Source organism: Streptomyces sp. NPDC003038 (assembly GCF_040611115.1).
Lineage (GTDB): Bacteria > Actinomycetota > Actinomycetes > Streptomycetales > Streptomycetaceae > Streptomyces.
The window spans coordinates 99,595-113,413 of sequence record NZ_JBEXNN010000021.1; the positions used below are offsets into that span (position 1 = coordinate 99,595).

A 13,819-nucleotide genomic window follows, 5' to 3' on the forward strand; every position below is an offset into this window, starting at 1 on the left:
TGTGGTGATCAAGGTCGTCAAGGGCAACCCGACCCCGGAGGAGCTGGCCGCCGCACTGGCGGTGGTCCAAGCGCGTGCGGCGGTGCTCGCTTCGGCGCCGTCGGACGCGGCGCGGGTGGCGGACGAGTGGTCGACGCCGACCCGGGTGGCACGGCGCCGGCTCCCGCAGCCGGGTCCGCGCGCCTGGGGCCGTACGTACTGGCCGGGCTAGGCCGGCCGGCTCCGAAGATGACGTGAACGGAGGGTGGCGCCTGAGTACGGGTACTCAGGCGCCACACCTGCACCCGGGGACAGGATCGGGGCATGCTCTGGTCCGATCCGAAAGACGAGCCGCCCAAGGACATGCGCGACGCGCAGGCGATGATCCGGCGGATGACGGTGGTGCTCGCCCTCGCCATGCTCGTGGTGGTCTACGTGCTGGGCGTGGGCCACTTCTGAGGGCTGCCCGAGCGGTGCCCGGGGCCGCCCCTACGATGGCCCCATGACCGCGAACCCTCTGCCCGAAAGCGGGCGCAAGCTCGTCCTGGCCTCCGCCTCTCCCGCCCGGCTGAATCTGCTGCGGCAGGCCGGGCTCGCCCCGCACGTGATCGTCAGCGGCTTCGACGAGGACACGCTGGACCACGACGACCCGGCCGCCCTCGCCCTGGCGCTGGCCGAGGCCAAGGCGGGCGTCGTGGCGGCTCTGGACGAGGCCGCGGGGGCGCTGGTGATCGGCTGCGACTCGGTGCTGGAGCTGGACGGCGAGGCGCTCGGCAAGCCGGCGGACGCCGAGGAGGCCACCGCCCGCTGGAAGGCGATGCGCGGTCGGGTCGGCGTACTGCGCACCGGGCACTGCGTGATCGACACGCAGAGCGGCCGTCAGGTGTCGGCGACGGCGTCCACGACGGTGCGGTTCGGGGAGCCGACGGACGCGGAGGTCGCGGCGTACGTGGCGAGCGGCGAGCCGCTGCACGTGGCGGGGGCCTTCACCCTGGACGGGCTGTCGGCGCCGTTCATCGACGGTATCGACGGGGATCCCGGGAACGTCATCGGGCTGTCGCTGCCGCTGCTGCGCTCGCTGCTCGGCGAACTGGGTGTATCGATCACGGACTTGTGGGTTTGAGCCCTCCGAACGGCGGCGGTGGCGTGTCCTGGACCTCCGGAACCTCCCGGGCCTCCCGGGCCTCCCGGGTCTGCTGGACGCCCTGATCGTCCTCGCCGCCCGGCTGGGCGGCGTAGAGCGTCAGGGTCAGTACGAGGAGACACAGGATCAGCATCAGCGCCGCGAAGGCGGGCCACCCGGCCAGGCCGACGGCGAGGGCGCCGAGCACTCCGTGGGTGACGGAGGCGGTGATGAGCAGGATCCGGGCGAAGCGGCCGGGGGCCCGGTCGCGTATGGCGGCGAGGGCGACGCACGCGGCGCACAGCAGGAGGAAGGCACCCATGCCCGCCCCCATCCCGTAGGTCGCCTTGGACATGACATCCGGATCGCTGCCCGCGATGGACATCGACTGGTTCTCCGTAGTCTTGCCCAGCACGATGTGGACGACGACGAGCACCGCCGCTTCCGCGACGAGCACGATCGCGGCCACTGCGGCCACAAGTCTGCGCAGCACCACGCCGGCCCACCCCCCCACTCGTCACAAGCGTGTTCGACGCCTGGAGGCTACTAACGGGTAAACCTGCGGACAAGGGGTCAGGGCGGCTTCGTTACCGGAGGACTCCTGGACAGTGATCACGCAAAGAAACAATGGGCCGTTCGTAGGGACTCGACAAAGAATCACCCGGGGCCGCTGACCGGGCGGACAGAGACCTTGGCCGGGTCTCGGGGTTACTGTGCAGTCGGGGATCCCCCTGACCTGGGGCGCCACAAGGGCTTTCCAGACTTGAGCCGGACTCGGACCACGCTCCGTGTGGGCAAGCTCACCACTGGAGAAGGGTCGAAAGGCCGTGTGGACTGTCCCTAAACTCAGCTTGTTTCAAGGAGGGAGCCATCGTGCGCAAGGTGCTCATCGCCAACCGTGGCGAAATCGCTGTCCGCGTTGCTCGGGCCTGCCGGGATGCCGGAATCGCGAGCGTAGCCGTCTACGCCGATCCGGACCGGGACGCCCTGCACGTCCGCGCGGCAGACGAAGCGTTCGCGTTGGGTGGTGACACCCCGGCCGCAAGCTATCTGGACATCTCCAAAGTCCTCCAGGCCGCAGCCGACTCCGGCGCGGACGCCATCCACCCCGGATACGGCTTCCTCTCCGAGAACGCCGAATTCGCCCAGGCCGTCCTCGACGCCGGCCTGACCTGGATCGGCCCCCCGCCCCAGGCCATCCGCGACCTCGGCGACAAGGTCGCCGCCCGCCACATCGCCCAACGCGCCGGCGCCCCGTTGGTCGCCGGCACCCCCGACCCCGTCTCCGGCGCCGAGGAAGTCGTGGCCTTCGCCAAGGAACACGGCCTGCCCATCGCCATCAAAGCCGCCTTCGGCGGCGGCGGCCGCGGCCTGAAAGTCGCCCGCACCCTCGAAGAGGTCCCCGAGCTCTACGACTCCGCCGTCCGCGAAGCCGTCGCCGCCTTCGGCCGCGGCGAATGCTTCGTCGAGCGCTACCTCGACCGGCCCCGCCACGTCGAAACCCAGTGCCTCGCCGACACCCACGGCAACGTCGTCGTCGTCTCCACCCGCGACTGCTCCCTCCAGCGCCGCCACCAAAAGCTCGTCGAGGAAGCCCCCGCCCCCTTCCTCACCGAAGCCCAGAACGCCGAGCTGTACGCCGCCTCCAAGGCCATCCTCAAGGAAGCCGGCTACGTCGGCGCCGGCACCGTCGAGTTCCTCGTCGCCGCCGACGGCACCATCTCCTTCCTGGAAGTCAACACCCGCCTCCAGGTCGAACACCCCGTCACCGAGGAAGTCTCCGGCATCGACCTCGTCCGGGAGATGTTCCGCATCGCCGACGGCGAAGCACTCGGCTACGACGACCCCGTCCTGCGCGGCCACTCCATCGAGTTCCGCATCAACGGCGAAGACCCCGGCCGCGGCTTCCTGCCCGCCCCCGGCACCGTCACCAAGTTCGCCCCGCCGTCCGGCCCCGGCGTCCGCCTCGACGCCGGCGTCGAATCCGGCTCCGTCATCGGCCCCGCCTGGGACTCCCTCCTCGCCAAGCTGATCATCACCGGCGCCACCCGCGAACAAGCCCTTCAGCGCGCCGCGCGCGCCCTGGACGAGTTCGAGATCGAAGGCATGGCCACCGCCATCCCCTTCCACCGCGCCGTCGTCGCCGACCCCGCCTTCGCCCCCGCGGACGGGCCCTTCACGGTCCACACCCGCTGGATCGAGACCGAGTTCGTCAACGACATCCCCGCCTTCGTCGCCCCGGCCGCGGAGGACACCGAGGACGAGCCCGGCCGCGAAACCGTCGTCGTCGAGGTCGGCGGCAAGCGCCTCGAAGTCTCCCTGCCCTCCTCCCTCGGCATGACCCTGGCCCGCACGGCAGCCGCCGGCGGCGCCAAGCCCAAGCGCCGCGCCGCCAAGAAGACCGGCCCCGCCGCCTCCGGCGACACCCTCACCTCCCCCATGCAGGGCACCATCGTCAAGGTCGCCGTCGAAGAAGGCCAGCAGGTCACCGCGGGCGAACTCGTCGTCGTACTCGAAGCGATGAAGATGGAGCAGCCCCTCAACGCCCACCGCTCCGGCACCATCGTCGGCCTCACCGCCGAAGTCGGCGCCTCCCTCACCTCCGGCGCCACCATCTGCGAAATCAAGGACTGACCCGGGCGGTCGTCCGACGACGTCGGCCCCCAGGACCCGTTCGGGTCCTGGGGGCCGATGTCATGTGCGGGGCCGGGCGGCTACCGGGTGCCGGGCGGCGGCCTCCCCGTTCACCTTCAGGACTTGCCAGGCCAGTCCATTGGTCAAGGCCGGCGGCTGGGGCTCACCGGCGGCGCAGGTCCGCCACACGTGCCCGCTCGCCGCCCGGCTGGTCCGGCATCACGCCCGCGCTGCGCAGCGGTGGGCCGCCGCGGCGTTGGACCGGCAGCGGGGACTCGCGGCGGGGCCTGCGGCCCGGGGGGATGCCGTCTCCGGACGAGACGTTCGGGATCCCCGAGCCCGCCACCGTGATCTGCACGCCCTGGTCCGCCAGCGCCTGGAGCTCCGTCGCCGCCCGGTCGTCGTGCGGCGGCGGTTCGTCCGTGACCAGGCGGGTCATGACATCGGTCGGCACGGTCTGGAACATGGTGTCGGTACCGAGCTTCGTGTGATCGGCGAGCACCACCACCTCTCCGGCGGCCTGCACCAGCGCCCGGTCCACGCTCGCGGACAGCATGTTGGACGTGGACAGCCCGCGCTCGGCGGTCAGGCCGCTCCCCGACAGGAAGGCCCGGGTGACCCGCAGCCCCTGGAGGGACTGCTCGGCTCCGCTTCCGACGAGGGCGTAGTTGGACCCGCGCAGGGTGCCGCCGGTCATCACCACCTCCACCCGGTTGGCATGGGCCAGGGCCTGTGCGACGAGCAGCGAGTTGGTGACGACGGTCAGGCCGGGCACCCGGGCGAGCCGGCGGGCCAGCTCCTGGGTCGTGGTGCCCGCGCCGACGACGATGGCTTCGCCCTCTTCGACGAGGCCGGCCGCGACATCGGCGATGGCGGTCTTCTCCGCCGTCGCGAGATGGGACTTTTGCGGAAAGCCGGACTCCCGCGTGAAACCGCCCGGCAAGACCGCACCGCCGTGCCGGCGGTCGAGGAGTCCTTCTGCCTCCAGTGCCCGCACGTCCCGCCGTACGGTCACTTCGGAGGTCTGGACGACGCGGGCGAGCTCCCGGAGCGATACCGCTCCGTTGGCCCGCACCATTTCGAGGATCAATTGGCGACGTTCTGCAGCGAACACGAAACTGACAGTAACCCCAACGACCGTCTGCTTTCAGCTCCTTGCACCGGAATACCGAAATTGTCCACATGGCGGGGCGACTAGTGGTATATGCGGTCCGAGACGAGGGTGAACCTCCGGCCACACGACGGCGCCCCGCCCCAAACCCCTTACGGTATGCGGCGGTTAGGGAGGATCAGGCCTCTCCCGCCGCCTTGCGGGTGTGCAGCTGGCGTGCCACCTCGGCGATCGATCCCGACAGCGAGGGGTACACGGTGAACGCTTTTGCGATCTGCTCGACCGTCAGGTTGTTGTCGACCGCGATCGAGATGGGATGGATCAGCTCGCTCGCCCGCGGGGACACGACCACACCGCCGACGACGATGCCGGTGCCCGGGCGGCAGAACAGCTTCACGAAGCCGTCCCGGATGCCCTGCATCTTGGCGCGCGGGTTGCGCAGCAGCGGGAGCTTCACCACACGGGCGTCGATCTTGCCGGAGTCCAGGTCGGACTGGGTGTAGCCGACGGTCGCGATCTCCGGGTCGGTGAAGACGTTCGACGAGACCGTCTTGAGGTTCAGCGGGGCCACCGCGTCACCGAGGAAGTGGTACATCGCGATGCGGCCCTGCATGGCGGCCACGGAGGCCAGCGCGAAGATGCCCGTGACGTCACCGGCGGCGTAAACGCCGGGCGCCGACGTACGGGAGACCTTGTCGGTCCAGATGTGCCCGGACTCCTTGAGCCGGACCCCGGACTCCTCCAGGTTCATGTTCGTCGTGTTGGGGATCGCGCCGACCGCCATCAGGCAGTGCGTGCCGGTCAGCACGCGGCCGTCGGAGAGGGTGACCTCGACCCGGTCGCCCACCCGTTTGGCGGACTCGGCGCGGGAGCGGCCGACGACGTTCATGCCGCGGCGGCGGAAGACGTCCTCCAGGACCGCGGCCGCGTCGGGGTCCTCGCCGGGCAGCACGCGGTCGCGGGACGACACCAGGGTCACGCGGGAGCCGAGGGCCTGGTACGCCCCGGCGAACTCGGCGCCGGTCACACCGGAGCCGACCACGATGAGCTCCTCGGGGAGCTCGTCCAGGTCGTAGACCTGGGTCCAGTTCAGGATCCGCTCGCCGTCGGGCATCGCGTCCGGGATCTCGCGGGGGTGCCCGCCGGTCGCGATCAGCACGGCGTCGGCGGTCAGGATGGTCTCGGAGCCGTCGGCGGCGGTGACGATGACGTCACGGGTGCCGTCGATGCCCTGCGGCCCGCCGAGCTTGCCGCGGCCGCGCAGCACGCGGGCGCCGGCCCGGGTGACGGAGGCGGTGATGTCGTGCGACTGGGCGAGCGCGAGGCGCTTGACGCGCCGGTTCACCTTGCCGAGGTCCACGCCCACGACGCGCGCGGCCTGCTCGATGTGCGGAGTGTCGTCCGCGACGACGATGCCGAGCTCCTCGTACGACGAGTCGAAGGTGGTCATCACCTCGGCGGTCGCGATAAGAGTCTTGGAAGGCACGCAGTCGGTCAGGACCGACGCCCCTCCCAGACCGTCGCAGTCCACGACGGTCACCTCCGCGCCGAGCTGGGCCCCTACCAGGGCCGCCTCATAGCCGCCGGGGCCACCGCCGATGATCACGATCCGGGTCACGAAGAGTCCGCCTCACGTCTACCCGACCGGCTGCCGCCCCGGCCGGCGATCCGGGGGGTCTCCCCGGGGGATGCATTCCGTGCTCCATTGTCCCGCACGCTTCAAGGTGCTTCGCGCCCGGTCCGGCCATCTGGGCATGCCGCCTCCGCCACCCCTCCCGTACCCTCGACCTCATGTCGCTCTACGCCGCGTACGCCGGCAACCTCGACCCGCGGCTGATGACGCGCCGCGCTCCCCATTCGCCGCTGCGCGGCACGGGCTGGATCAACGACTGGCGGCTGACCTTCGGCGGCGAGCAGATGGGCTGGGAGGGGGCACTCGCCACGGTGGTCGAAGCCCCGCGCCACCAGGTCTTCGTCGCCCTCTACGACATCGCACCGCTGGACGAGGACTCGATGGACCGCTGGGAGGGCGTCGGGCTCGACATCTACCGCCGGATGCGGATCCGGGTCCACACCCTGGACGGCGAGGAGGCCGCCTGGGTGTACGTCCTGAACGGCTACGAGGGCGGCCTGCCCTCGGCGCGCTACCTGGGCGAGATCGCCGACGCCGCCGAATCGGCGGGCGCCCCCCACGACTACGTGATGGAACTCCGCAAGCGTCCTTGCTAGGGCGCGGGCCGGGCGGCACGCGGGCCTCCCGCCGTCGGCGGGACAATTGGTCGGAAACGACAAGGCAACGATCCGAACACCGTGAGCTGTGCCATCTACGCGCGTAGGGATTGAGCGGCTACGCTCGTCCGCGTGAACGCATCTGTTACCGATCCCCTCGTTGCCGCCGACGCCGCCGCCGCGCGCCTGCGCGAGCTCACCGGCGCCGAAACCCACGATGTCGCCCTCGTCATGGGCTCCGGCTGGGCCCCCGCCGCGGAGGCTCTCGGCGCGCCCGAGGCCGAATTCCTCGCCACCGAGCTGCCCGGCTTCCCGCCGCCCGCCGTCGAGGGCCACGGCGGCAAGATCCGCTCGTACAAGATCGGCGACAAGCGCGCGCTGCTCTTCCTCGGCCGGACCCACTACTACGAGGGCCGCGGCGTCGCCGCCGTCGCCCACGGCGTACGCACCGCCGTGGCGGCCGGCTGCAAGACCGTCGTCCTGACCAACGGCTGCGGCGGTCTGCGCGAGGGCATGAAGCCCGGCCAGCCCGTGCTGATCAGCGACCACCTCAACCTGACGGCCACCTCCCCGATCATCGGCGCGAACTTCGTGGACCTCACCGACCTCTACTCGCCGCGCCTGCGCGCGATGTGCAAGGAGATCGACGAGTCCCTCGAAGAGGGCGTCTACGTGCAGTTCCCCGGGCCGCACTACGAGACCCCCGCCGAGATCAACATGATCCGCGTGATGGGCGCCGACCTCGTCGGCATGTCCACCGTGCTGGAGGCCATCGCCGCCCGTGAGGCCGGCGCCGAGGTGCTCGGCATCTCCCTGGTCACCAACCTGGCGGCGGGCCTGTCCGGCGAGCCGCTGAACCACGAAGAGGTCCTCCAGGCCGGCCGTGATTCGGCCGCGCGCATGGGCAAGCTGCTGACACAGGTCCTCGCCCGCATCTGAGTGACCGTACGAGAGGCACGAGAGGTACGAGAGGTAAGGCGGAAGCAGTGCAGCAACAGGACGACCTGATCACCCGGGCCCAAGCCTGGCTGGCGGAGGACCCGGACCCGGAGACGGCGCGGGAACTGGCCGGGCTCATCGACGCGGGAGCCACGGCGGAACTGTCGGACCGGTTCTCCGGCATGCTCCAGTTCGGCACCGCCGGACTCCGCGGTGAGCTGGGCGCGGGCCCGATGCGGATGAACCGCGCCGTGGTCATCCGGGCCGCGGCGGGCCTCGCGGCCTACCTGAAAGCGCGGGGACACGACGGCGGCCTGGTCGTCGTCGGCTACGACGCGCGCTACAAGTCGGCGGACTTCGCCCGCGACACCGCCGCCGTGATGACCGGCGCCGGGCTGCGTGCGGCCGTCCTGCCCCGCCCGCTGCCGACGCCCGTCCTCGCGTACGCCATAAGGCACCTGGGCGCCGTCGCCGGCGTCGAGGTGACCGCCAGCCACAACCCGCCCCGGGACAACGGCTACAAGGTCTACCTCGGCGAAGGCTCGCAGATCGTCTCCCCGGCGGACGCGGAGATCGCCGCGGAGATCGCCCGCATCGACACCCTCGCCTCCGTCCCCCGTCCGGAATCCGGCTGGGAAGACCTCGGCGACGAGGTCCTGGAGGCGTACCTGGCCCGTACGGACGCCGTCCTGACCCCCGGGTCCCCGCGGAGCGTGCGCACCGTCTACACGGCCATGCACGGCGTCGGCAAGGACGTCGTCATGGCGGCCTTCGCCCGGCACGGCTTCCCGGCGCCGGTGCTGGTCGCCGAGCAGGCGGAGCCGGACCCGGCCTTCCCGACGGTCGTCTTCCCCAACCCGGAGGAGCCGGGGGCGATGGACCTGTCCTTCGCGACCGCCGCCCGGGTGAACCCGGACATCGTGATCGCGAACGACCCGGACGCCGACCGCTGCGCGGTGGCCGTCCCGGACGCTTCGGCGGCCTCGGGCTGGCGGATGCTGCGCGGCGACGAGGTCGGCGCGCTGCTCGCCGCCCACCTGGTGCACAAGGGGGCGAGGGGCGTCTTCGCGGAGTCCATCGTCTCCTCGTCCCTGCTGGGCCGGATCGCGGAGGCCGCGGGCGTCGGCTACGAGGAGACCCTCACGGGCTTCAAGTGGATCGCCCGCGTGCAGGGACTGCGCTACGGCTACGAGGAGGCGCTCGGCTACTGCGTGGACCCCGAGGGCGTCCGCGACAAGGACGGCGTCACCGCCGCCCTGCTGGTGGCCGAGCTGGCCTCGGAGCTCAAGGAGCAGGGCCGCACCCTGACCGACCTGCTGGACGACCTGGCGATGGCCCACGGCCTGCACGCCACCGACCAGCTGTCGGTCCGCGTCTCGGACCTGTCGGTCATCGCCTCGGCGATGGCGGCGCTGCGCGCCGAGCCGCCGGTCTCGCTGGCGGGCCTGCGGGTCTCCTCGGCGGAGGACCTGAACCGGGGCACGGAGTCCCTCCCGCCCACGGACGGCCTGCGCTACTACCTGGACGGCGACTACAAGGCCCGGGTGATCGTCCGCCCGTCGGGCACGGAGCCGAAGCTGAAGTGCTACCTGGAGGTGGTGGTCCCGGTGGCGGACGCCTCCGACCTCGCCCCCGCCCGCACCCGCGGCCAGGAGGTCCTGGACGCGATCAAGAAGGACCTCGCGGCGGCGGCGGGCATTTAGCCCTTCCGGCGCCCCGCGTCCCGTCGGCCCCCGGAGCCCAGGCAGGCTCCGGGGGCCGACGGCGTGTCCGGGCCTCTGCGGACTCGCGCTCGCGCTCGGACTCGCGCTCGTGCTCGGGCCCGGCTCGGACTCTCGACCGGCAGGCCTAGAGACGGAGCCCGGCGCAGCGGCGCGAAGCCGGGGAGGCCCCCGGAGCCGAGCCGTGCGTGCGGCGCGTCCAGGAGACGTGGCGCTCTGGCGCCGAGCCGGGCGAGGGGCGCGTCAGAAAGGGCTGGGGCGCACGATCTCGCCCAGCGTCGGCACCGACTCCGGGCGGGAGCGGACCGCGTCCGTGCATTCCCACGCCCGCGGCGGATCCGCGTCCGGGCCGCCCAGAACCACCGGCCCCGGCCCCGCCGACACCGCGTCGCTGCCCGCCAGCGTGCACACGATCTGCGACAGCGCCACCGGCGGCAGGTCCTCCGGCTTGCGGCTCAGCCGGACCGTGCCCGCCGGGTCGCCCGCCCTCGGCGGGCCCGCGGTCAGCCCGGCCGGGACCCCGGTCGTGAAGCCGGCGTCCCGCTCCTCCGTGGACGGCGTCCGCTCCAGCGCCTCCAGCAGCGCCTGCGCGACCAGCGCCACGGGGTCCCGCAGGACCCTCTTCTCGGGTACCGGAACCACCCGCTCCACGCCCACCAGCTGCGATCCGCAGACCAGTTCCACCGTCGCCCTGAAGCCCTGCACCCCGCTCTGTCCGGCCGGCGGCGCCGGGGTGTCGCACGAGACCCGCGAGGGCGCCGGGCCCACGTCCACCGGCACCGTCGTGGCGCGGATCCCGCACCCCGACAGGGCGAGCAGCCCCAGCGCCGCCCACACCGCCCTACGCCTCGTCACCCGCGATCACCTTCCCCACGTCCACCGGCAGCCGCAGCGTGAACAGCGCCCCGCCGCCCGCCGCGTTGGCGGCGGTGATGTCGCCGCCGTGAATGTGCGCGTTCTCCATGGCGATGGACAGGCCGAGCCCGCTGCCGTCCGACTTCGGCCGCGACGCGCTCGCCTTGTAGAACCGGTCGAAGACGTGCGGCAGGACGTCCTCGGGGATGCCCGGGCCGTTGTCCTGCACCGTGATCACCAGCCACTCCCCCTCCACGGTGACCGACACCCGTACCGGCGAGCCGCCGTGCTTGAGCGCGTTCCCGATCAGGTTGGCCAGGATGACGTCGAGGCGGCGCGGGTCGAGCCGCGCCACGATGCCCCGTTCGGCGTCCAGTTCGACGGCGTCGAGCCAGGCCCGCGCGTCGATGCAGGCGGTGACCTGGTCGGCGACGTTCACGTCGTCGAGCACCAGCCGCGCCGTGCCCGCGTCGAAGCGGGTGACCTCCATCAGGTTCTCCACCAGGTCGTTGAGGCGCCGCGTCTCACTCACGACGAGCGCCACCGCCGGTGCGATCATCGGATCGAGGTCGTCGACCTCCTCCTCCAGCACCTCGGCCACCGCCGTCAACGCCGTCAGCGGGGTCCGCAGTTCATGCGACATGTCCGCGACGAAGCGCCGGCTCGACTCCTCCCGCGCGCTCATGTCCGCGACCTTCTTCTCCAGCGCCTCCGCCGTCTTGTTGAAGGTGCGCGAGAGGTCGGCGAGTTCGTCGGTCCCCGACACGTCCAGCCGGTGGTCCAGCTCGCCCTCGCCGAGGCGCCGCGCCGCATCACCCAGGCGCTGCACGGGCTTGAGTACGGTTCGGGCCGCGGCCTGCGCCAGCAGCGCGGACCCGAGCAGCGCGAGTCCCGTCGCGATCGTCAGCGACCAGGCGAGCGCGTTCAGGTCGTCGCGCTCCTGCGCGAGGGACTTGTACATGTAGCCGGTCGGCCCGCCGCCCACGATCCGCGTCCCGCCGACCAGGTACGGAGTGCCGCGCCGCTTCGTGCGCTGCCAGTACATGTGGTACTCGGAGTCGTTCGCCGCGGTCGTCTTCTGACGGTCGTTCACCGCGTGCTGAAGGGACTTCGGTACGTCGCCCAGCCCGAAGGCGTCGGGACCCGCCGCGCCGAACACCTCGCGGCGGTCCTTGCGCTCGTACACCAGCAGCACGCTGTAGCCGGGGCTGCTGCCCGCCATCAGCTCGGCGGTGCGCTGCATCTCCTCGGGCGTCGGGTCGGCGGGGAGCGCCGCGGCCCGGTTCTGCATCTCCTGCCGGAAGTCCCCGAGCGCGGCGTCCTGGGTACGGGTGAGGACCGCCTCCCGGTTGAGCCAGTACGCGATTCCGGAGGCGGAGACGGCGGCGGTCAGGGCGACCAGCGCGAACACCACGAGGAGCCGCAGCCGCAGGCTGGTCCAGCGCAGGCCCGCGCGCGGCGAGGGGATCACTGCGGGGAGTCCAGGCGGTAGCCGACGCCCCGGACCGTACGGATCAGGGTGGGCGAGGACGGCACGTCCTCGACCTTGGCGCGCAGCCGCTGTACGCAGGCGTCGACGAGGCGCGAGTCGCCGAGGTAGTCGTGCTCCCAGACGAGGCGGAGCAGCTGCTGCCGGGACAGCGCCTGGCCGGGGCGGCGGCTGAGTTCGAGCAGCAGCCGCAGCTCGGTCGGGGTGAGCTGGAGGTCCTCGCCGTTCTTCGTCACCGTCATGGCGGCCCGGTCGATGACCAGGGACCCGAAGCTCGCGGAGTCGCTGGACTCGCGCTCGCCGCGGCGCAGCACGGCCCGGATGCGGGCGTCGAGGACCCGGCCCTGGACGGGCTTGACGACGTAGTCGTCGGCTCCGGACTCCAGACCGACGACCACGTCGATGTCATCGCTGCGCGCGGTGAGCAGGATGATCGGCAGCTGATCGGTGCGGCGGATCCGCCGGCACACCTCGAAACCGTCGATCCCGGGCAGCATCACGTCCAGCACGATCAGATCCGGCCGCTGCTCGCGCAGCAGTTTCAGGCCGTCCTCGCCCGTCGCCGCAGTGGCCACACGGTGGCCCTGGCGAGACAGGGAGAGTTCGAGGGCCGTGCGGATGGCGTCGTCGTCCTCGATCAGCAACAGGAAAGGCACGGGCTCATTCTGTCCCATCGGCCGTTGGGACTTCGACCGCCGGGCGCAGGGGATCCGGCCACAGGTGGCTGTGACAGGCCTGTGACAGTCGACGGACACGCCGGTTATCTCGGAGGGGCAGTCTTCTACCAGCGAACGGAACAACGGAACCGAAGCAGACTCCACGACGGGGGGCGCGAGATGAACACGCTGCACAGCACCACGACCAGCGCGGTCGTCACGCGGCTGCACGATGTGAACCGCCGGGCAGGTGTCCGTACGATGACGGTCGCCCGCACCCGGCCGGCGCACGTGGTGGCCATCGACGCGAACAGTTACCAGCAGCCCTCCGCCGTAACGGCGCCGCGCACGTCCCCCTCCAGCGCCTCGGAGGCGGAGTTCACGGCGTACGTCCAGGAGCGCCGGGCCGCCCTGTACGCGACGGCCTTCCACCTCACCGGCGACCGCCACGAGGCCGAGGACCTGCTGCAGAGCGCGCTGTTCTCGACGTACCGCGCCTGGGACCGGATCAGCGACAAGGCGGCCGTCGGCGGCTACCTGCGCCGCACGATGACGAACCTGCACATCAGCGCCTGGCGTAGGCGGAAGTTGAACGAGTACCCGACGGAGGAGCTGCCGGAGACGGCCTCCGACACGGACGCGATGCGCGGTACGGAGCTGCGCGCGGTGCTGTGGCAGGCGCTGGCCCGCATCCCGGAGCCGCAGCGCACGATGCTGGTGCTGCGCTACTACGAGGGCCGCACGGACCCGGAGATCGCGGAGATCCTCGGAATCAGCGTCGGCACGGTGAAGTCGAGCATCTGGCGCTCGCTGCGGCGCCTGCGGGACGACGAGGCGCTGAGCTTCGGCCGCGACGAGGCGGAGTCCTTCGAGGAACTCGTCGCGTAACGCGTCGCGTCGGGCGACAAGAGCCATCGGGCCAAGGGGGCCCGTCCTACGGGGGTGGGACGGGGGCCGCGGGGGGAGAAGGCGGGATCAAGCGGCCGGGTTCGCGGTGCGCGGCGCCGCCGAGATGGTCAAGTTCTGCGCGGAACACGGGATCGCGCACGAGGTGACGGGCAAGTTGATCGTCGCCACGGAGCG

The 13,819-nt window shown here is 71.8% G+C and carries 14 protein-coding genes; 8 read left to right on the forward strand and 6 right to left on the reverse strand.

What is annotated here, in order from left to right:
• The first annotated feature begins 1 nt into the window (after window position 1).
• The 3 genes from ABZX75_RS24245 to ABZX75_RS24255 all read left to right on the forward strand — a co-directional run bounded on the left by ABZX75_RS24245 (window position 2) and on the right by ABZX75_RS24255 (window position 1,102).
• Entirely contained in the window at window positions 2–211 is a 210-nt protein-coding gene (locus ABZX75_RS24245) for an acyl-CoA carboxylase epsilon subunit (protein WP_355413883.1), read from the forward strand.
• Window positions 212–303: 92 nt separating this feature from the next.
• Window positions 304–438, forward strand: coding sequence for a hypothetical protein (locus tag ABZX75_RS24250; protein ID WP_355413885.1), 135 nt, complete (start codon window positions 304–306; stop codon window positions 436–438).
• A 43-nt stretch (window positions 439–481) separates the two neighbouring features.
• Window positions 482–1,102 (forward strand): nucleoside triphosphate pyrophosphatase, encoded by a 621-nt coding sequence (locus ABZX75_RS24255; RefSeq protein WP_355413887.1) that lies wholly within the window; start codon window positions 482–484, stop codon window positions 1,100–1,102.
• Here ABZX75_RS24255 and ABZX75_RS24260 read toward each other — a convergent pair.
• Complete coding sequence (locus tag ABZX75_RS24260) at window positions 1,083–1,595, reverse strand: hypothetical protein (protein ID WP_355413889.1); 513 nt, start codon at window positions 1,593–1,595, stop codon at window positions 1,083–1,085. The two genes, ABZX75_RS24255 and ABZX75_RS24260, sit on opposite strands and share 20 nt — an antisense overlap.
• Window positions 1,596–1,975: 380 nt before the next feature.
• Between ABZX75_RS24260 and ABZX75_RS24265 the strand changes: the two genes are divergently transcribed.
• Window positions 1,976–3,736: a biotin carboxylase N-terminal domain-containing protein gene (locus ABZX75_RS24265; protein WP_355413891.1), complete on the forward strand. Its 1,761-nt coding sequence runs from the start codon at window positions 1,976–1,978 to the stop codon at window positions 3,734–3,736.
• Window positions 3,737–3,899: 163 nt separating this feature from the next.
• On the opposite strand, the gene ABZX75_RS24270 is transcribed toward ABZX75_RS24265, so the two are convergent.
• A complete protein-coding gene (locus ABZX75_RS24270) occupies window positions 3,900–4,850 on the reverse strand; it encodes a DeoR/GlpR family DNA-binding transcription regulator (protein ID WP_355413893.1) in 951 nt (316 codons plus the stop codon).
• A gap of 175 nt (window positions 4,851–5,025) precedes the next feature.
• A complete protein-coding gene (locus ABZX75_RS24275; protein ID WP_355413895.1) occupies window positions 5,026–6,465 on the reverse strand; it encodes an NAD(P)H-quinone dehydrogenase in 1,440 nt (479 codons plus the stop codon).
• 173 nt (window positions 6,466–6,638) lie between these two features.
• Between ABZX75_RS24275 and ABZX75_RS24280 the strand changes: the two genes are divergently transcribed.
• The 3 genes from ABZX75_RS24280 (at window position 6,639) to ABZX75_RS24290 (ending at window position 9,718) form a co-directional block, all read left to right on the forward strand.
• Window positions 6,639–7,076 (forward strand): gamma-glutamylcyclotransferase, encoded by a 438-nt coding sequence (locus ABZX75_RS24280; RefSeq protein WP_267012594.1) that lies wholly within the window; start codon window positions 6,639–6,641, stop codon window positions 7,074–7,076.
• A gap of 132 nt (window positions 7,077–7,208) precedes the next feature.
• Window positions 7,209–8,015, forward strand: coding sequence for a purine-nucleoside phosphorylase (locus ABZX75_RS24285; protein ID WP_355413897.1), 807 nt, complete (start codon window positions 7,209–7,211; stop codon window positions 8,013–8,015).
• Window positions 8,016–8,062: 47 nt separating this feature from the next.
• A complete protein-coding gene (locus ABZX75_RS24290) occupies window positions 8,063–9,718 on the forward strand; it encodes a phospho-sugar mutase (protein WP_355413899.1) in 1,656 nt (551 codons plus the stop codon).
• Window positions 9,719–9,979: 261 nt separating this feature from the next.
• Here ABZX75_RS24290 and ABZX75_RS24295 read toward each other — a convergent pair whose 3' ends face one another.
• From ABZX75_RS24295 to afsQ1, 3 genes are read right to left on the reverse strand one after another with little or no spacing between them, the layout of a single operon-like run.
• A complete protein-coding gene (locus ABZX75_RS24295; RefSeq protein ID WP_355413901.1) occupies window positions 9,980–10,591 on the reverse strand; it encodes a hypothetical protein in 612 nt (203 codons plus the stop codon).
• Entirely contained in the window at window positions 10,578–12,062 is a 1,485-nt protein-coding gene (locus ABZX75_RS24300) for a HAMP domain-containing sensor histidine kinase (RefSeq protein WP_355413903.1), read from the reverse strand. Before ABZX75_RS24300 ends, ABZX75_RS24295 begins: the two co-directional genes overlap by 14 nt.
• Window positions 12,059–12,736 carry a two-component system response regulator AfsQ1 gene (gene afsQ1 / locus ABZX75_RS24305; RefSeq protein ID WP_063754818.1) on the reverse strand — a complete coding sequence of 226 codons (678 nt, stop codon included), beginning with the start codon at window positions 12,734–12,736 and terminating at the stop codon, window positions 12,059–12,061. The genes ABZX75_RS24300 and afsQ1 overlap by 4 nt, the downstream gene beginning before the upstream one ends.
• Window positions 12,737–12,916: 180 nt before the next feature.
• On the opposite strand from afsQ1, the gene ABZX75_RS24310 reads away from it, so the two are divergent.
• Entirely contained in the window at window positions 12,917–13,624 is a 708-nt protein-coding gene (locus ABZX75_RS24310) for a SigE family RNA polymerase sigma factor (RefSeq protein ID WP_355413905.1), read from the forward strand.
• The last annotated feature ends 195 nt before the right edge of the window (window positions 13,625–13,819 follow it).